The organism is Halobacillus andaensis, assembly GCF_014636475.1.
Taxonomy (GTDB): Bacteria; Bacillota; Bacilli; order Bacillales; family Halobacillaceae; genus Halobacillus_A; species Halobacillus_A andaensis.
In genome coordinates this window covers 213,387-232,363 of sequence record NZ_BMEL01000003.1, presented here as the reverse complement: position 1 = coordinate 232,363, position 18,977 = coordinate 213,387, and the positions used below count along the sequence as shown (strand labels likewise).

The window sequence follows — 18,977 nt, the reverse complement described above, 5'->3', positions numbered from 1 at the left end:
TTCGCCAAATTCTCTATAAAACCTTTTAATTCAACAATAAATAAAGAGACTAACCTATTGAAAGGTTAGTCTCTACAATTGAAAGCGTATTAAAATTCTTTCTTTTTGTCTACTAATGCAGCTTAGTTATTTTGCTGCTTTTTGGAGCTTTTGAATCATTTTTAGGGATCGTCCTGTACCGATGGCTACTGATTCTAATGGGCTGGGGGCCATATGAACAGGGACATAAATTTCTTCAGAAAGCCACTCCTGCATTCCCTTAAGAAGGGAGCCGCCGCCGGTCAAAATAACTCCGTGATCTACAATATCACCACTTAGTTCTGGCGGGCAGTCTTCTAACGTTGCTCGAATCGTTTCAAGCAGCTGTTCAAGTGATTCTTTAAGAGCTGATTGAATTTCGTGAGAAGAGAGTTCGATCGTTTTTGGAAGTCCAGTAACCATATCTCTTCCGCGGACGTCCATTTTTTCTTCAGGATGCTCAACTAGCGCGTAGCCAATCTCCATTTTGATTTGTTCAGCTGTACGTTCACCGATTAAAATATTGTAGGCTTTACGTACGTATTGAATGATCTCTTCATCCATTACATCGCCGCCCATACGAATGGATCGGCATGATACAACGCCGCCAAACGAAATAATGGCTACTTCACTCGTACCTCCGCCAATATCAACAATAACGTTTGCCACTGGCTCATCCACTGGGAGGTCTGCACCTATAGCCGCTGCGATTGGCTCCTCAATAAGATGTACCTGCTTAGCTCCATAGCTTTTGACAGCGTTATGGATAGCGCGGCGCTCTACAGAAGTGGAACCAGAAGGAGTACAAATGACAACGGTCGGTTTACGCATGGAAACACCAGATTTACGACTTACTTTCTTCATAAGCTCCTTAAGCATTTGTGCGGTCATATCATAATCTGCGATGACTCCATCACGAAGCGGGCGGACAGGTATAATATTTCTCGGAGTCTTTCCTACCATTTCTTTTGCTTCTTTTCCAACGGCAACTACGCTTTTTGTTTCAGTATTATAAGCGACAACAGACGGTTCATTTAATAGAATTCCTTTTGACTTTGAATAAATAAGTATATTAGCTGTACCTAAATCAATTCCTATTTCTGCAGTTGATAACATGTAGACGTACCTCCAAAGATGACAGATTCTTATATATTTCTTCTCCCATGCTACTTATTTTATGGGGGTTATCGCAAGAGGAATTTTATGGGCTATCTTCCCTCTAGTCGGTAAGCCTTACACATGTGTATAATAAATGTAACCAGTTAACAAGGAGTTTTCCGCATGAACAGGTATTTAAGGCACGAAGAAATTATTGAGAAATCAAATAAGATAAATGAATCATATGAACTAGACCCGCAAGTGTTTGATGAAATTGTTGATGAATTATTAAATAGTGAACACGACACAGAAGATGTGATTCTAGATGGATTTCAACGGCTCTTAACAGAAGTAAATCATGAAATAGCACGAATGGAACAACATGTCGACATGACACCCAGCTGTTTTAAAGGGTGTGCTTTCTGCTGTTACTTTCCGATTATCGTCAGCAAAATGGAAGCCAAAATGCTATTTCGTTCAATAGAGAATTTTTCTCAAGAACGAAAAGAAAGTATTTATGAACATTGGGAAAACTATTACACCAGTCAATCTCATAAGTTGAGCCAAGCTCTCGCGTTGGATCATACGGATGAAGTTGTAAAATTTGATTATAAAAAATTGAACTTGCCATGCCCGATGCTTGACCCGGCTACGCATGCCTGTATGGCTTATGAAGTAAGACCTATTCCATGCCGTACGTATTTAAATTATTCTGATCCTAAAGTTTGTGCTGAAAATCATTTGCCGAAAGAACCATTTAGTTATGAATTCTTATATGATTACTATTTTGGAGCTGTCAACGAATTGATCCAAGTGCTGTATGAAAACGGCGAGGACCTATTTGTTGATTACCCTACGGATGCCTGGAGCTATGATTTTCTGCCTGCATGGATTCAAAAGTGGAGAGAGGGGACGATCGATGAAGTATAAGCTTTGCTCGTTAAATGTAGGCCGACCTGAACGCTATCAAACAGATAAAGGAGAACTAGAGAGTGCTTATCGAAAAAGACCAGTAAGTGAACCGACATTTTTAAGTAAATTAAACTTTCAAGGTGATGAACAAGCGGATAAAAAGCATCATGGTGGAGTGGACCAGGCCGTTTGCCTTTACCCTGCTCAGCATTATCGGTTTTTTGAAAAAGAATATGGTCGTTCCTTCCCTTTCCCTTCGTTTGGAGAGAATATAACGGTAGAAGGAATTGATGAGCGTACTACGAATATTGGTGATGTTTTTGCAATTGGAGAAGCAGAAGTGCAGGTAACAAAGCCGCGTAAACCCTGCTATATCATTGCTCGAACTCATGGGATTGATGATTTTCCTAAGCAAGTGCAGCGTACAGGTTTTACCGGATTCTATCTTCGCGTATTAAAAGAGGGATATGTCCAAGCTGGAGATGACGTTATTCTTAAATCGAAGGATCCCCAAGGAGTAACAGTGGCGGATGTGAATGACGTAAAGTATGACAATCCACATGACCAAGACAAGATAAAGAGGATTCTTCAAGTGGATGCTTTTCCTGAAGAGGATCGAGTTTCGTTAGAGCGGCGCTTATCTGAATAAAGGAGATGACGACAGATGGATTTCGGTCATTTAATTGAAGAGAAGATTAAGCAATCGATTCAGCAAGGTGATTTTGACAATCTGCCTGGTAAAGGAAAACCGCTTCCAAAAGATGAGTTAGCTTATGTGCCAGACGATATGCGTAATAGTTATCGGATTTTGAAGAATGCCAACATGCTTCCTGAGGAAATGCAGCTAAAAAAAGAAATTGTGCAGTTAGAAGAATTGTTAGCGGATAGCGAGGACAGCCCAGAAGAGCAGAAAAGACAGCTTACGGAGAAGAAACTTAGATTCAATATGTTAATGGAACGTCGAAAAATGCAAAGTAATCAAGCGTTTCGTCAGTATAGTGGTAAAGTTAATCGTAAATTAGGATGGTAATGTTCGGAGAAGGGGTGGGGTTATGTGCGGAAGATATACACTAACTGCTCAGGAAGATGACATTCAGCGCCAGTTCGGTTTAGAGGTACCGATACCTGAATTTGAGCCCAGGTATAACATTGCACCCGGGCAGAAAGTATTAGCTATTATAGATGACGGGAAGCAGCGGCGGGGCGGTTTTATGTACTGGGGACTCGTACCGTCATGGGCTAAAGATCCAAAGATAGGTTATAAGATGATTAACGCACGCAGTGAAACTGCCCACGAAAAGCCAAGCTTTAAAAATTTAATGGCTGCCAAGCGTTGCTTAATCCTTGCTGATAGCTTTTACGAGTGGAAGAAAGAGGACAAAGATAAAATTCCATTTCGTATAATGCCGAAAAATCGCGAGGTATTTGCTTTTGCCGGTCTATGGGATCATTGGAAAACGCAAGAAGAAGAGCGGTTCACGTGTACCATTCTTACAAAGGAAGCGAATGAATTCATGGAAGACATCCATCATCGGATGCCAGTGATCTTACCGAAAGAGCGTCAAAACCATTGGATTGAGCCAGTGCAATGGCAGCCAGGAGATGCTGCCCAATTTATCGAACAACTAACGATCGATGATCTCTATGCTGAACAAGTAAGCACATACGTTAATTCGGCCAAAAACGAAGGCCCTGAATGCATACAGCCTATTACTTAAGGAAGTAATTTTGGACGAAGAATGAATAAGATGATTCTAGCCGTCTATTTTTTCATCATGGTATAATTAATTTACGTCAGACTGCCTCGGAGGGAAATTACGTGAAAGAATCCAGGTTCCTTGCGAAATACCAACGCTTGTATCAAGAGTTGGTCCAATTCTCAACTGATTCTTCTTATCAAAAATCACTAAATAGGTATCACGAGCTGGTAAAGGAATATGTTCAGGAGAGTTCAGATTTGAGGGAAGAATTACAAACAATGGAGCACATGAGAACAGATTTTTCTAGAACTATGGATGCTCTTGTAAATTTAGTATTCAAGGTTAAATATGATGAAGCTTCGGGAGAATATTATTACGTCATGTTCGAAGGGAAGCTTGCTCACGATATTGGTTTGACATCAGACGTAGTGAAAGGGAAATCACTGGCTGAACTCTTTGGCATTGAGCAAGCGTTATTCTATAAGTCTCAATATCAAAAAGCTTTTCAAGGAAAAACCCTTTCCTATAAACATTGTTACAATGATCGTTATTTTCATACGACCTTATCCCCAGTTAAGGAGCAGAAGAAAATTACAGAAATTATTGGAAGTACTGTAGAAGTAACTATGTATGAAAAAGCTGAATCAAAAATAAAGTATATGGCTGATCATGATCCTCTCACAACCCTGCCTAATCGGCGCAAACTACACGCAGATTTAGAGCAGTTGATTGATATACCCTCTACTTATCCTCATGTAACCCTCATGTTTTGTGATATTGATCGCTTTAAATATATTAATGATGCTTTAGGGCATGTAGCAGGAGATCAAGTGCTTCAAATCGTTGCCCAACGCATACAATCCTGTTTACGTGATCACATGTCTTTGTATCGTATGTCTGGCGATGAGTATATGATCGTAGTGACTGACGATGTATGGGCCTCGAATCTTATTCAACTTGGTGAAAAGGTTCTTGATGATATAAGACAGCCTATTACGTTATCAGGAAAAGAAATAGTTGTAACGTTAAGCATAGGGGTCGCTTCCACTACATGCAATGCCAGCACTTCCCAGGAATTAATTGCTCATGCCGATATGTCCAATCATTATTGCAAAGTCCAGGGGGGAGACCGGGTTTTAGTCTATACAGACAAAATGAAAGAATCGTACAATCAACTTTTCTCCTTAGAAAGCGACTTGCGTAAAGCAATTCTCCACAAAGAACTAAGCCTTATATATCAACCTAAAGTGGACGTTTCTACTGGTTATTTAAATGGACTTGAAGCTTTAGTACGGTGGAAACACCCGGAAAAAGGATGGATCTCGCCTGGTGAGTTTATTCCTTTAGCCGAAGAAGTTGGGCTCATTGCTCAAATTGATGAATGGGTGCTTTATGAAGCTTGTAGGCAGAATAAAGAATGGCTAGATCGTGGGTTTGCTCCTGAGCGGATCGCCGTAAATATTTCAGCTTCTGAAATTCAACAGCTTCATTTTGCTGAAAAGGTTGAGCGAGTGTTAAGAGAGACAGGACTTCCTGCTAAGTTTCTTGAAATTGAGGTAACCGAAAGTAGTGTGATGCAAAACACAGAAAATTGCATGCAGACGATGCAGAGCTTAAAAGTGTTAGGGGTTACGCTCTCCATGGACGATTTCGGCACAGGGTATTCCTCGTTAAGTTACTTAAGGCAATTTCCTCTTCACTATTTAAAGATTGATCAGACATTTATTAGAAGCGTGCGCACCAATCCAAGCGATGCTGAAATCGTGAAAGCCATTATTCAGTTAGCAGATGCGTTTAAGCTTGGGGTGATTGCTGAAGGGGTAGAATGTGAAGAAGTGTTAAACTTTTTAAAAGAGAACCAGTGTGAAACTTATCAGGGGTATTATTATAGTAAACCCCTTCCTCCTGAAAAAGTCGAAAAAATGTTAAGTATAAAGTCTGAATATCGTTCATAAGTAAACCCGTCGTTCTAAAAAGAACGACGGGTTTTAAAATTATTGGGCATTGGCGCGTGCTCGTTTTTCTTCTTCTTTTTCTTGCTTGGCAACTTTTAAGAACCTATTTGTTTCAGCAGCTACCACTCCTGATAAGAGGAGAAGGCCGATTAAGTTTGGAAAGGCCATTAAGCCATTCATGACGTCTGCGAATAACCAAACGGTATCCAGTTGTGCGACAGCCCCTACAAGAACAAATAAGACGAAAACAATCTTATAAACAGGCAGCGCACGATCGCCTGTTAAATAACCGAAACATTTCTCTCCATAATAAGACCATCCGACAATGGTAGAGAAAGCAAAGAAGATGACTCCGAATGTGACGATGTACATCCCCATATCTCCTAAGAATACTTGGAAGGCACTTGTGGTCAAATCTGCACCGTCACCATTATATTCTGTACCAAAAGCCATGACGATGGTTAGTCCAGTCATTGTACAAACTAGAATGGTATCAATAAATACCTGTGTCATAGATACTAACGCCTGACGCCCAGGGTAGTCTGTACGAGCAGCGGCTGCAGCAATAGGTGCTGAACCGAGACCAGCTTCGTTGGAGAATACACCACGAGCAACACCGTAACGGATAACGGTACCTAAAATACCCCCACCCACGGCGTTTGCAGAAAATGCATCAGAGAAAATTGTGCCAAATGCTGGGCCGACTAAATCAAGGTTTAAAATAATTATAATAAGTGCCCCGACCACATAAAAAACGGCCATAATAGGTACGAAAAATGCTGTTACTCTTCCAATACCTTGAATACCGCCAATAATAACTAATGCAGCAAAAATGGTTAATAAAATTCCTGTTATCCATGGATTTATGCTGAACGTGGAGTCCATTACGTCAGAAACTGTGTTCGATTGAACCATATTTCCAATACCAAATGCGGCACATGCACCAAATAAAGCAAATAAGACGCCTAACCATTTCTGTTTCAGACCGCGTTCTAAGTAATACATTGGACCACCAGACATTTTTCCGTTCTTATCAGTTACCCGGTATTTTACGGCCAGGATAGCCTCCGCGTATTTCGTTGCCATTCCAAAAACGGCTGTGATCCACATCCAAAATACAGCTCCAGGACCTCCTAGCACGACTGCTGTAGCTACACCGGCAATGTTACCAGTACCTATGGTTGCTGCTAGCGCTGTTGTTAAAGCTTGATAATGGGATATATCCCCTTTCTCGTCTTTTTGTTTCTTGCCGGGCTTAAAGGCAAGTTTTAGTGCATAGGGTAAGGTTTTAAATTGTAGAAAGCCAAGCCGGAGTGTTAAATAAACCCCTGTACCTACTAATAAAATTAGCAAGACAGGCCCCCAAACGAATGCACTTGCTGCATCTAGAAAGCTGTGAATTGCACCCACTTCTCCCATTTTCATCCCCCTTTTTAAATAAGTAGTAAAAGCATGTATATATATAAAATATTCCGAAAATTCTTGTAGAATGTCAAGCTAAATTCCAAATATAGTTACAAATATTTGGTTTAATATGAAAAGATTTAGGTTAAGAAATATTATAATGTATACGAAGTGAATGGGTATAGCGCGTAAAATTTGCTTGTTTTTTCGTGATATAATGAAAATGATATGATTTGGGAATGATGGGGGAATATAAAGATGATTAAAGTGTTATTCGTTTGTTTAGGAAATATTTGCCGCTCTCCGATGGCTGAAGCAGTATTTAGAAAACTGGTTGAAAGAGATGGCCTAGAGAAAGAAATTATGGTCGATTCAGCAGGAATCGGGCATTGGCATATCGGGAAAGTCCCGCATAAAGGAACGCGTAATATCCTTGATGAAAAAACAATTACGTACGAGGGAATGACAGCCAGGCAGGTAGAACCAGCTGATTGGGATCGTTTTGATTATATTATTGCGATGGATCAGCAAAACTTATCTGATTTAAATGGGATTAGAGAGAAAAACGATGTGGAAGTTAAGCTGTTTATGGATTTTGTTAAGGATGAGGATGAAAAAGATGTACCGGATCCTTATTTTACAGGAAACTTTGATTATGTGTACGAGTTGGTCGAAGCTGGCTGCCAAAGCTTATTAGAACATATTAAAAAAAAACAATTTTAAGGAGGAATTATAATGGCAGAAAATAAATTGATCACAGGGATTGTAACAGGAGCACTTATCGGAGGAGCGATTGTCCTGTTTGATAAAAATACTCGACAATATGTAATGGATAAATCTAAAGGTGCAGGGAGTTGCTGCCGAAATTATATACAACAGCCATCAGAAGCCATCCACGACTTAAGATTGAGCTATGAATCCTTTTCTAAGAAATTGAATAATGGGATTGATGATGTATTAGTACTTCTAAAAAAGACGGAGGAAGCATTAAATAAAATAGGAGAGATGGACGAGAAGGTGAATAATAAATTAGAATCGGTAGACAATTCTAAAGAAGCCTCTTAGGTGGATAGGCAAAGGGGGAGTAAGAGAATTTGATACGCTTTAGTAAAGAGCTGTTTAAACAAATAGGAGATAATGACGTCCCAGGATCTGCAGCTCAACTGGCATACTTTTTTTTGCTGTCTCTTTTTCCATTTATGATTTTTCTTATCACATTATTGGGTTATTTAAACATTGATGAAGAGAGAGCGCTTCTATTAATCAGCACATATGCTCCCCCAGATACGTATGAATTAATTTCGGAAAATGTCACAGAGATTTTAAGGGATCGCAACAGCGGCCTGTTATCTATTGGTATCCTAGGCACCCTGTGGGCAGCTTCAAACGGAGTTAACACTTTGATTAAAGCTTTTAATCGTGCCCATAGTGCAGAGGAAGAGCGATCGTTTTTTGTGTCGAGAGTGATTTCTATATTATTGACCATTGCTATGATTGTGGTAATTGGTGTAGCTTTTTTGCTTCCGGTGTTAGGAAGTGCCATTGGGGTTTACGTATTTTCCATCTTTGGCTTATCAGAAGACTTTTTACAAGCATGGGAAACACTGAGGTGGGTTATTTCATCCATTGTGTTTTTTATTGTACTCTCGTTCTTATATTTAATGGCGCCAGATCAGCCGATGAAAATAAAAGAGATTACAATGGGAGCTTTGTTTGCCACTGTGGGATGGCAGTTAGTGTCTTTGCTATTTTCTTTTTATGTAGAAAACCTAGGTAATTACTCAGCCACTTATGGAAGCTTAGGCGGGGTGATCGTCTTAATGATTTGGTTTTACTTATCGGGAATTGTTATTTTAATTGGTGGAGAGATCAACGCTCTTATTCATAAAAAACATAAAGGTCGACATCCATATTAAAAGAAGATAGCCATTAGGCTATCTTCTCAGCTTGTAGAGAACCCTTAAAGAGTGTAAATTTCCTTGCGTTAGAGAGAGTAAAGGGTTGTAGGAAACGACCCCCTTTCCGCGGGCGAATGGTGTGCCTCCTCGGGCTTTATCAGCCCTCCGGGGTCACACCTTATTCACATTTCCCGCAGGAGTCTCGTCGTTTCCTACAACCCTTTTTCGAAATAGATCACTGGCAAAATCATTTACTCAAACTGCGCCCTTATGAAAACAGCGTTTGCAAAGGGCATTCACATTACGAGGGTTTCAAGATTCCATTCGGGTCAAAGGAACGGAAAAAGTGCCGTCTTAGCTTTTTTGACAACTTGATTTTTTCTGATTTCCTTCATTTTTCACCGCGCAAATTTATTATCCTATAGACAAGAATGTATATAGGCGGTGGCTTTTGTTTCAATCCAGAAAAGAACGACAAAACGAAATGGACATCGTGACGATTGAAGAACTCGTGCCCGAGAACCATATACTGCGAAAAATGGACCACTACATAGATTTCTCCTTTATCCTCTGCAGGAAAATGGAGTTACCACATGAGAAAAGAGAAGATTGAGAGTAGTTTGCAGATTCCTTTTTCAGTGGCCTCAAGGGGGCCTTCGCTCTTAGTGGCAAGAAAAAAAGCTTGCGGAAAAATAGGGGTTTTTCTACAAGCTGAAGAAGATAGCCCTAGGGCTATCTTCTTTTTTATCGAAGCAGGCGCAAACCATTCAATATCACAAGTATTGTACTCCCCTCATGGCCAATGACTCCTAAGGGAAGGTCGAGCACCTGAAGAAAGTTGCTGATAATGAGAAGCATAATGATACTTATTGAAAAAATGATATTTTGCTTAACAATTTTATTCATTCGGTGAGAAATAGTAATGGAATCCGTAAGTCTAGATAAATCATTTTTCATGAGCACAAGATCAGCTGTTTCTAAAGCTACGTCTGTGCCTTCACCCATCGCAATACCCACATTGGCTGTGGCCAAAGCGGGGGCGTCGTTAACGCCATCTCCTACCATCGCAATCTGGGTATAACGCTTGCGAAGAGATTGTAACTCGTTCACTTTATCTTGCGGCAAGCACTCAGCGACATAATGGTCAATGCCTGCCTCTTCAGCAATTGATTTTGCTGTAGTAGGGTTATCTCCTGTTAACATTAAAGTATAGATGTTATTTTTTTGGAGTCGAGAAATTAATTTCTTTGCTTCAGGTCGAACGGTATCTTTTAAAGCAAATAATCCGACTGTTTCTTTTGAATTGGCTACAAAGACGATGGTTTTACCTTCACTCGCTAACTTCTCGGCATAGGCAGCGACCGATTCGTCTGGACTTGCAATCTCTGCATTTCCTACCATCCATGTTTCATCGTCAATATCTGCCTTGACCCCTTTACCTGGAATATCTCTCGTTTGTTGAATGGATAGAGGGGTGGGCTCGTACTGATTGGTATAGGTTACGATGGCTTTGGCTAGTGGGTGATTGGATTGTTCTTCTATGGCTTTGGCGACAGATAGGACGGATTGAGGTTTCAGCGAGTCCCTGAACCAAACATCAGTAACTTCTGGCTCCCCTTTTGTCAATGTACCTGTTTTATCGAAAGCGATGGCTTGAATGTGGGCAAGGTTTTCTAAATGCATGCCGCCTTTAAAAAGGACTCCATTACGAGCGCTGTTAGAGATGGCTGACAAAGTAGCTGGCATGATCGAAGCCACTAATGCACAGGGGGAGGCAACAACTAACAAAATCATGGCACGATAGATCGTTTCAACCCATGACCAGTCAAATAAGTAATGAGGCAAGAAGAGCATAAAGGCAACCGTAATAAGCACGACTTTTACGTATCTGCTTTCAAATCGTTCAATAAAAAGCTGAGTATGTGATTTTTCACTTTGTGCCTTTTTCACCATCTGAATAATCTTTTGAAAGAGAGTATCCTCCGTGAGTTTTGTAATTTCGACATAGATGCTTCCATTTAAATTTACCGTTCCAGCAAAAACTTCTTTTCCATTTTCTTTAGATACAGGAAGCGATTCTCCTGTGATGGCACTTTCATCAATTGTTGTACTTCCTTTAGTAATGATTCCATCTGAAGGAATTCGTTCTCCAGCTTTAATAAGAATGTGGTCTCCAATTTGCAACGTATGCGTATCTACATTAATAACGCCTTGAGGGGTTACTTTCCATGCTGTATTTGGTTGTAAATCCATGAGGGAGGCGATTTCCTTATCGCTTTTGTTCATTGTGTAAGTTTCAAGTGCACCACTTAAGGCAAAGATGAAGATTAGGATAGCGCCTTCGGTCCAATATCCAATCGATGCACTTCCAATGGCGGCAAAAATCATTAATAATTCTACATTTAGTTGTTTTTCTTGAATGGTTTCCGTTATGCCTTCCTTAGCTTTGGCATATCCCCCGATTATAAATGCTGCGACATGTAATGAAATATAGGCAGTAGAGGATAAAGAGTTAGAAAAAATTGCAGCCACAAGCAGAATAAGGCCGCTGGATAAAGCCGCTATTAATTCAATGTGATTAAAGAATTTGTGAGAGAACAAGAGGTTTTTTTGGGTAGTGAACAGACTTTTTTTAAGAGAGAAACTGGTGGGCATATTCTCAACTCCTAAAAATCAGTGTTTATGGTGTGCTAATAGTAAAGAAAATCGTAATTGTTGAACTTGAGGAAAAAGGGTAAATTAGAATAATTATAATTTAGTATATGTTATTATGTTATCACAGTTCATGGCGAAGTCAATTTAATTTTACCTCAGAGACGAATCAATTACTTAAAAGGCTAAAAATTTTAAGCACCAAGGTTGATATTAAGGTAGACCTGTTGCTATATTGAGTAGGTATGAATTTAAAGAAGGGTGGAAGAAACATGCGTAAATGGCTTTTATCTATACTTATTCTCACATTAGCTGTTGTATTGATGGCTTGTGGTTCAGATGATAACGAAGAATCTTCAAATGAAGAAGAGGCAGCATCAGGCGACTCTAAGTGGGAAGAAATTCAGGAAGAAGGAGAGCTTGTCGTAGGTACATCAGGTACATTATATCCAGCTTCTTTTTATCCAGAGGATTCCGATGAGCTTACAGGGTATGATGTAGAAATTATGAAAGAAATTGCTGACCGCCTTGATTTGGAGATCTCTTTTGAAGAATACGGCGTAGATGGTTTGCTGTCAGCCATTGACAGTGGCAGGGTTGATGTAGTGGCAAACGATATGGAAGTGACGAACAGTCGTGACGAAAGCTTTGATTTTAGTGAGCCTTATAAGCATTCTTATGCAACTATGATTGTACGTGAAGATGATTTATCAGGTATTGAGACGCTTGAAGATATAGAAGGCAAGGTACACGGGGGCGGAGCAACGACTGTATTTGCTCAAATTGCAGAACATTATGGTGCAGAGATCGAGTCGTATGGTAATGTAACGAATGATGTGTATCTGCGTGATGTAGAGAATGGACGCACAGATTTAATCATTAATGACTATTACCTGCAATCGCTAGCCCTACAAGCACTTCCCGAGCTTGAGGTTACTCAGCATCCAGACCTTCAATTCCATCCTAGTGATTCTGCTATTGTAATGGGTGAAGGCGAAGAAGAATTAAAAGAAAAAATGGATGAGACGTTAAACGAAATGCGTGAAGATGGTACATTAACTGAACTATCGGAAGAGTTCTTTGGTGGCAAAGATGCCTCGCAGGAACCTGAAGAAGATGTAGAAGAAATTGAAGGGCTTGATTTGTAAGGGTGTTCTTTCATGTTCTCCATGGATATTAACGAAATAAGCATAGAAAAATTGTTTGTCCCCGAACGAGCTTGGGAAAATCTTCCTTTTGTATTAGAAGGGGTACCCTATACGGTTTTAGTAGCGGTTCTTAGTATGGTCTTAGGGCTTATTCTAGGGTTCTTTCTCGCCTTAGCCCGGCGGTCGAATACCCGCCTGTTACGCTGGCCTGCGAGGCTTTATATATCGTTTATGCGAGGTACTCCTATTCTCGTTTATTTATTCGTGTTGTACTTTGGCCTGCCGGTTCTTGGTATTACGTTTTCCGGCCCAACAGCTGCAGTCATTGGTTTTGGAACAAATAGTGCGGCGTATATTGCTGAAATCAATCGTGCATCATTAGCCAGTGTGGCTCGTGGTCAATGGGAATCAGCCCGTGCTTTAGGTTTTACCTATTGGCAGACGATGCGGAGGATTATTGTTCCTCAAGCGATAAGAATTGCGATTCCTCCGTTAGCGAATGTTTTTCTTGATCTATTAAAAGCAACTTCTTTGGCGGCTATGATCGCGGTGCCGGAAATCTTAAATAAAGCACAGATTGTAGCGGGGCGGACGAATGATTCAATGACGTTATATATCTTAGCGGCTCTGATTTATTGGCCGCTTACTATGATATTTTCGACACTTCAAGATTATTTGGAACGAAGGTACAATAGATATTTGTAAATGCTAAACAAACCAGCTTCCAATGAAGGCAGCTGGTTTGTTTTTTATCCTGCGAACTCGAATTCTTCATATACATAAGGTTCTTTAGGAACGTCGATGGTCTTAATATCGGTGGGCTCAATCATTGGAAGCTCCCAGTTATTATGTTCCACTTTTTTTACAGTCCCCGTTATTTCTACCCACGTGTCATTTTTATATTGATTGAAGTCTTCTCCGTTCCCTTGAATAAGAAGTCCGTAGATTCCTCCGTCAGCCACACAGCAGCTGATCCCAAACCGTCCCACAACCATTCGGTCATCGGGAAATCCGTCTTCACGAAACACAAAACCCTTCATTGTCACTTGTTTACCTACATATTCATCAACTTGCTCTTCCAATAACGATATGGTACCGATATAGTCATCTTCTGTTAAGGTGAAGCTCTCAGCTTCAGATAACTTTTCTTGTAATTCTGGATACCGCTCTGTTGTCGTTAGAATGGCAGGATCATCTAATGCGTCTGTTGAAGAATCACTATTTGATTCGTTCGCTTCACCATTGGATTTCTCGTAATCATCACTCGGTGAAGCTGAATTAAGCTGATACTTAAACCCTTTATTAGAAGCTTGAGAGCTTCCTAAGACGTGGTCTGAGAAAAGCATCCCTGTAAATATGGGGATGATAAATAAGGAATAAACGAGAATCGAGCGTACTTTCGAACGTGAGTAATCATGATCATGCCCACAGTCACAGTCGTGGTCATCCTCGGAATCACTCTTAAAGAATTGAATCATTCCCAGAATAGCAATAACACCTAATGCAAAATACATATAAGGCATCATACGGGGGGCAATAAACTTTTGAATATCTCCAGAAATAAGGAGTTTAATAATAAAAAGTCCAAAGCCCAGTAAAATCACGCTGCGTAAAAAATAATGAGTGTTTCTATTCAAAACAACCCCTCCTACAAGTAAAGTAGATCAAATAGTAATGTGATGATATAAGCGGTAATGGTTACGATCACAACAAATGCAAAAACAAATCTTTTTCTAAAATAAGCAGCCATTAAAATCGTATTTTTTAAATCTGTCATTGGACCATAAACGAGAAAACCTAAAAGCGAGCTGCGTGAGAATAAGCCATTAAATGATGAGGCGACGAAAGCATCGGCTTCTGAGCAAAGTGAAAGGAAATAGGCCAGTCCCATCATTACGGCTGGACCTGTAAAAAAACCGCTTCCGACCCCAATTAATAGATCTCTGTCCATAAATGTTTGAATGATACTAGCGAGCAATGCACCGATAATTAAAAACTTACCCATATCAAAAAATTCATCGCTCGCATGATAAAATGTTTCCGCAATTTTGTTTCGATGCTTATGATGGTCATGGTTAAGACTTCCCTTAGCTTCTTTGAGCTGCCAGCTGTTACCGAATCGCGCATAAACAACACCGCCAATAATGACAGCAACTACAAACGCCAATCCCATTCTTGCCCAAGCGACAGTTAAATCGGTTTGAAATGCATAAAACGTAGACAAAAATACGATAGGGTTTAACACAGGAGCAGATACAAGGATCACAATTCCTACGTGGAGGGGCATTCCTTTCTGGATAAGTCTTCTCACAATAGGGACAATAGCACATTCGCAAACTGGAAAAATAGCTCCGATGGTGACTGCTGGAAAAAGAGCGAGTATTGGATTGGAAGGAATAAAACGCTCGAGTGTTTCTTCTTTAACGAAAGACTGAATCAAGGCAGAAGCAAATACCCCCAATAATACAAAGGGAATAGCTTCCAGTACTATGCTGAGAAAAATCGTATTAACATCTAGTAAAGCAGGCATAAATGAAGTAATCAGCGTCGTTGGAAATAAATCTCCGTAAATAAAAAATAGAAAAAACAGGAAAAGAAGTATGTATCCCCATTTTTGATTTGCAGCTTTTTCTTGATACAAGGCTTGTCCTCCTTTAATATAAAGATGATGCAACTTTAATCGTAATTATTACTATTTGTGAGACGGATACTATTTTTGCGTGATTTAGTAGATTTGTCAATAGGATAATGACAGGATGTTTTACTTCACTATATGTACGTATTATAATTTAATTCGTAATGATTATTATTATGAGAGGGATTTTATATGAAACGAGATAAAATCATAGAAATGGAGCAAGTCTCTTTTAAATATGAAAAAGAATGGGTAGTCGAGAGAGTCGACTTAACGATTGAACAAGGCCAATTTTTAGGACTTGTAGGACCAAACGGTTCAGGAAAATCAACGTTAATTAAGCTTATGCTAGGGATCAATAAACCTGACCGAGGGGCGGTTAAGTTGTTTGGTCAGTCGATTAAAAATTTTAACCAATGGCAGGAAATTGGTTTTGTTTCTCAAAAAGCCAACAGTTTTAATTCCGGATTTCCCGCTACTGTATTAGAAGTAGTAAAGACGGGGCTTGTATCAAGAATTGGAACCTTTAAATTTTTTAATCGTAAGCATAAGGAGAAAGCGATAGAAGCGCTGAAAACAGTTGAAATGGAAGAGTATGCGAATAGCAACATTGGGGAGTTATCCGGTGGCCAGCAGCAGCGCGTATTCATTGCGCGAGCATTAGTGAGTGATCCATCACTGCTTATTTTAGATGAACCGACTGTTGGAGTAGATGCTAAACACGTGACGGCCTTTTACGATTTATTAAGAAAGTTAAATCAAGAAAAAGGAATCTCCCTGCTTATGGTTACGCATGACATCGGGACGATTACGGAACATGCAACTCACGTAGTATGTATGAATAAAACGGTTCATTTCCACGGAGCTTCTGAGGAATATAAAGAGTTTGATAACGAAGACTTAAATCGGTTATATGGTCATTCCGTTCAGCAGCTGACACACAATCATGAGCATGAGGTGAGCCAGTAATGATCGATAGTTTTTTTCAGTACGAATTTCTACAAAACGCTGCGATTACAGGGATCTTAATCGGAATTGTAGCACCATTATTAGGCGTGTTTATTGTCGTAAGACGACTGTCATTGATTGCCGATGCCCTTTCACACATCACCCTGACAGGAATTGCCGCCAGCTTATTAATAGAAAAAAGAGTAACCGGCATTAACGAATTGAACCCCGTTTATATGGGGATGGTCTTTTCGGTTGGAGGAGCTATTTTAATTGAAAAGCTGCGTAAACTTTATAAACACTATGAAGAGTTAGCCATCCCAATCATATTATCTGGTGGTATTGGGGTAGGCGTTATTCTTATTTCATTGGCCGATGGGTTTAATACAGATTTATTTAGCTATTTATTTGGCAGCGTCACAGCGGTGAGCAGCTCAAATATGTGGACCGTCTTCTTTATAACAGTTGCTGTTATTACAATTGTCATTCTTTTTTATAAGGAATTATTTGTTTTATCGTTTGATGAAGAACATGCATCAATTGCAGGAGTAAATGGACGCTGGATTCATTTGTTATTTATTGTTATGGTAGCACTAGTTATCGCCTCCTCTATGCAGGTGGTCGGCATTCTTCTTGTATCAGCGCTTATGACCTTGCCTGTAGCAGCTGCTTTACGAATCGCAGCCAGCTTTAAACAAACCATTGGATTATCCATTGCTTTTGGTGAGTTTTCGGTTATTTTTGGATTAATATCTTCATACCACTTAAGTGTTCCTCCAGGTGGAACGATCGTTGTAATTGCGATTATGGTGTTAATTATGGCCATTCTCTATAAGAAGGTAAGAAACCATCTTTATGTAAAGGGTGACACAGTATGAACCTTGAAACTGCTATTCAAAAACTAAAAGAAAAAGGATATAAAAAGACGCGGCAAAGGGAACGAATCCTTGAAATCTTTGTAAATCAAGACCAATATATTGCTGCAAAGACTATAATAAAAGAGATTCAAGAAGACTTTCCTGGCGTGAGCTACGATACCATTTATCGTAATTTGTATTTACTGACCGATGAGGAGATTTTAGAGTCTACGGAGCTTAGCGGGGAGAAGCACTTCCGTTTGGGCTGCGATACACATGGGCACCATCACCATTTTATTTGCACGGATTGTGGAAAGACGAAGCCGATTGATTTTTGCCCGATGGAAAGCATCAATGAGAATTTACAAGGTTACGATATAGAAAATCATAAATTTGAGATTTACGGAAAGTGTCCGGTTTGTCATTAAAAGAGGAAAAAGGTCTAGAGTCCCCAATTAGACCTTTTTTCTTTGTTTCTTTTAAAAAGTAATGATTACTGTTTACAAACGGTAACCATTACGATATACTTTTTTATCGAAGAGCAAGGAGGAGAAACAATGAAGAAAACAATTGGCTTACTATTATCCATTTTTATACTTATCTTGGGCGCCTGTGGAGAACAGACAGAAGATGCAGAAACAGGCGATGAAGGAGAGCAACTTAAAATAAATACAACGGTTTACCCTCTTCAATACTTTACTGAACGTATTGCTGGAGATGCAGCTGAAGTAGAAACGATTTTACCACCAGGGTCAGATGCCCATTCCTATGAGCCATCAACGAAAGAAATGGTGGAGATGGCTGAAGCTGATGCGTTTATTTATAACGGAGCAGGTTTAGAAACGTATGCAGAAAAAATTTCTGAATCGATCAAATCAGAGGATGTAGAAATTGTTGAAGCTTCCAGCGGCATCGATCTTTCATCTGGCTCTCATGATCATGGAAATGAAGAGGAAGAGCATGCTGATGAAGGCGAGCATGAGCATGAAGAGGAAGAGCATGCTGATGAAGACGAGCGTGAGCATGAAGAGGAAGAACATGCCGGTGAAGAAGGAGCTGAAGGAGAAGACGGTCATAACCACGGAGAAGAAAATCCACACGTTTGGCTTGATCCAATACGCTCCATTCAAATGGCTGAAAACATAAAAGAAAAGTTAATTGAACTTCAGCCAGATTCAGAAGAACAATTTGAAGAAAACTTTAACGCACTTAAAGCTGATCTTGAATCTTTAGATGAAGACTTTCATGAGCAAGTAGAAGGGAAAGAGAAGAACGAGATTATTGTGTCTCACGCTGCCTATGGTTATTGGGAAGAAGCTTATGGTATTGAGCAAATTGCAGTCTCTGGCTTAAGCCCATCAAACGAGCCTTCCCAAAAGGAACTGGAAAAAATTATTGAAGTAGCGGAAGAACATGAATTGAATCACGTGTTGTTTGAGCAGAACATCACACCTAAGGTTTCTGAAGTCGTTCAAAAAGAAATTGGTGCTGATCCACTGCGTATTCATAACCTTTCTGTATTAACTGAAGAAGATATTGAAAATGAAGAAGATTATTTTAGTTTAATGAAACAAAACTTAGAAGTGTTAAATGAAGCCTTAACAGAATAAAAGAAAGCTGTGTAGTCAGCTTGTGGAGAACCCCCTGGTTTTCCGCAAGCTTTTTTCTTGCCGCCAGGAGCGAAGGACCCTTCCCTTTCCGCGGACGAGCGCCCGAGCTTCCTCGCAAAACCCACGCTCGGTGATCTCGTCT

19 protein-coding genes are annotated in these 18,977 nt (G+C 39.9%); 14 read left to right on the top strand and 5 right to left on the bottom strand.

The window, feature by feature from the left end; genetic code table 11:
• Positions 1–126 precede the first annotated feature (126 nt).
• Positions 127–1,134 carry a rod-share determining protein MreBH gene (mreBH, locus tag IEV27_RS12465; RefSeq protein ID WP_188377828.1) on the bottom strand — a complete coding sequence of 336 codons (1,008 nt, stop codon included), beginning with the start codon at positions 1,132–1,134 and terminating at the stop codon, positions 127–129.
• A 165-nt stretch (positions 1,135–1,299) separates the two neighbouring features.
• Between mreBH and IEV27_RS12460 the strand changes: the two genes are divergently transcribed.
• The 5 genes from IEV27_RS12460 (at position 1,300) to IEV27_RS12440 (ending at position 5,683) form a co-directional block, all read left to right on the top strand.
• The gene (locus tag IEV27_RS12460; RefSeq protein ID WP_188377827.1) at positions 1,300–2,046 is read left to right on the top strand and encodes a YkgJ family cysteine cluster protein; all 747 of its coding nucleotides are present in this window, start codon (positions 1,300–1,302) and stop codon (positions 2,044–2,046) included.
• Positions 2,036–2,677: an MOSC domain-containing protein gene (locus IEV27_RS12455; RefSeq protein ID WP_188377826.1), complete on the top strand. Its 642-nt coding sequence runs from the start codon at positions 2,036–2,038 to the stop codon at positions 2,675–2,677. The genes IEV27_RS12460 and IEV27_RS12455 overlap by 11 nt, the downstream gene beginning before the upstream one ends.
• Positions 2,678–2,692: 15 nt before the next feature.
• Positions 2,693–3,058, top strand: a complete 366-nt coding sequence (locus tag IEV27_RS12450; protein ID WP_188377825.1) for a DnaJ family domain-containing protein — start codon at positions 2,693–2,695, stop codon at positions 3,056–3,058.
• Between the two features lie 22 nt (positions 3,059–3,080).
• Positions 3,081–3,746, top strand: a complete 666-nt coding sequence (locus IEV27_RS12445) for an SOS response-associated peptidase (RefSeq protein WP_188377824.1) — start codon at positions 3,081–3,083, stop codon at positions 3,744–3,746.
• A 101-nt stretch (positions 3,747–3,847) separates the two neighbouring features.
• Positions 3,848–5,683, top strand: a complete 1,836-nt coding sequence (locus tag IEV27_RS12440) for a putative bifunctional diguanylate cyclase/phosphodiesterase (protein ID WP_188377823.1) — start codon at positions 3,848–3,850, stop codon at positions 5,681–5,683.
• Between the two features lie 39 nt (positions 5,684–5,722).
• Here IEV27_RS12440 and IEV27_RS12435 read toward each other — a convergent pair whose 3' ends face one another.
• Complete coding sequence (locus IEV27_RS12435; RefSeq protein ID WP_188377822.1) at positions 5,723–7,102, bottom strand: alanine/glycine:cation symporter family protein; 1,380 nt, start codon at positions 7,100–7,102, stop codon at positions 5,723–5,725.
• Between the two features lie 243 nt (positions 7,103–7,345).
• Between IEV27_RS12435 and IEV27_RS12430 the strand changes: the two genes are divergently transcribed.
• The 3 genes from IEV27_RS12430 to IEV27_RS12420 are packed head-to-tail and all read left to right on the top strand — an operon-like array spanning position 7,346 to position 9,003.
• A complete protein-coding gene (locus IEV27_RS12430) occupies positions 7,346–7,810 on the top strand; it encodes a low molecular weight protein-tyrosine-phosphatase (RefSeq protein WP_188377821.1) in 465 nt (154 codons plus the stop codon).
• Between the two features lie 12 nt (positions 7,811–7,822).
• Positions 7,823–8,152, top strand: a complete 330-nt coding sequence (locus IEV27_RS12425; protein WP_188377820.1) for a YtxH domain-containing protein — start codon at positions 7,823–7,825, stop codon at positions 8,150–8,152.
• A 29-nt stretch (positions 8,153–8,181) separates the two neighbouring features.
• On the top strand, positions 8,182–9,003 hold the full coding sequence (locus tag IEV27_RS12420) for a YihY/virulence factor BrkB family protein (RefSeq protein ID WP_188377819.1): 822 nt from the start codon (positions 8,182–8,184) through the stop codon (positions 9,001–9,003).
• Positions 9,004–9,729: 726 nt separating this feature from the next.
• Here the strand turns inward: IEV27_RS12420 and IEV27_RS12410 are convergent.
• Positions 9,730–11,640, bottom strand: coding sequence for a heavy metal translocating P-type ATPase (locus IEV27_RS12410; RefSeq protein WP_188377817.1), 1,911 nt, complete (start codon positions 11,638–11,640; stop codon positions 9,730–9,732).
• Positions 11,641–11,909: 269 nt separating this feature from the next.
• On the opposite strand from IEV27_RS12410, the gene IEV27_RS12405 reads away from it, so the two are divergent.
• Together IEV27_RS12405 and IEV27_RS12400 are read left to right on the top strand one after the other, a co-directional pair.
• Positions 11,910–12,785 carry a transporter substrate-binding domain-containing protein gene (locus tag IEV27_RS12405; RefSeq protein ID WP_188377816.1) on the top strand — a complete coding sequence of 292 codons (876 nt, stop codon included), beginning with the start codon at positions 11,910–11,912 and terminating at the stop codon, positions 12,783–12,785.
• A gap of 12 nt (positions 12,786–12,797) precedes the next feature.
• Positions 12,798–13,490 carry an amino acid ABC transporter permease gene (locus IEV27_RS12400; protein ID WP_188377815.1) on the top strand — a complete coding sequence of 231 codons (693 nt, stop codon included), beginning with the start codon at positions 12,798–12,800 and terminating at the stop codon, positions 13,488–13,490.
• 44 nt (positions 13,491–13,534) lie between these two features.
• Here the strand turns inward: IEV27_RS12400 and IEV27_RS12395 are convergent, their stop codons facing one another.
• Positions 13,535–14,422: a TIGR03943 family putative permease subunit gene (locus tag IEV27_RS12395; protein ID WP_188377814.1), complete on the bottom strand. Its 888-nt coding sequence runs from the start codon at positions 14,420–14,422 to the stop codon at positions 13,535–13,537.
• Positions 14,423–14,433: 11 nt separating this feature from the next.
• Positions 14,434–15,426 (bottom strand): permease, encoded by a 993-nt coding sequence (locus IEV27_RS12390; protein WP_229735267.1) that lies wholly within the window; start codon positions 15,424–15,426, stop codon positions 14,434–14,436.
• Positions 15,427–15,612: 186 nt separating this feature from the next.
• Between IEV27_RS12390 and IEV27_RS12385 the strand changes: the two genes are divergently transcribed.
• The 4 genes from IEV27_RS12385 (at position 15,613) to IEV27_RS12370 (ending at position 18,835) form a co-directional block, all read left to right on the top strand.
• A complete protein-coding gene (locus IEV27_RS12385) occupies positions 15,613–16,389 on the top strand; it encodes a metal ABC transporter ATP-binding protein (RefSeq protein WP_188377813.1) in 777 nt (258 codons plus the stop codon).
• Positions 16,389–17,246, top strand: a complete 858-nt coding sequence (locus tag IEV27_RS12380; RefSeq protein WP_188377812.1) for a metal ABC transporter permease — start codon at positions 16,389–16,391, stop codon at positions 17,244–17,246. The genes IEV27_RS12385 and IEV27_RS12380 overlap by 1 nt, the downstream gene beginning before the upstream one ends.
• Complete coding sequence (locus IEV27_RS12375; protein WP_188377811.1) at positions 17,243–17,653, top strand: Fur family transcriptional regulator; 411 nt, start codon at positions 17,243–17,245, stop codon at positions 17,651–17,653. Before IEV27_RS12380 ends, IEV27_RS12375 begins: the two co-directional genes overlap by 4 nt.
• 129 nt (positions 17,654–17,782) lie before the next feature.
• Positions 17,783–18,835, top strand: coding sequence for a metal ABC transporter solute-binding protein, Zn/Mn family (locus IEV27_RS12370; protein WP_188377810.1), 1,053 nt, complete (start codon positions 17,783–17,785; stop codon positions 18,833–18,835).
• The last annotated feature ends 142 nt before the right edge of the window (positions 18,836–18,977 follow it).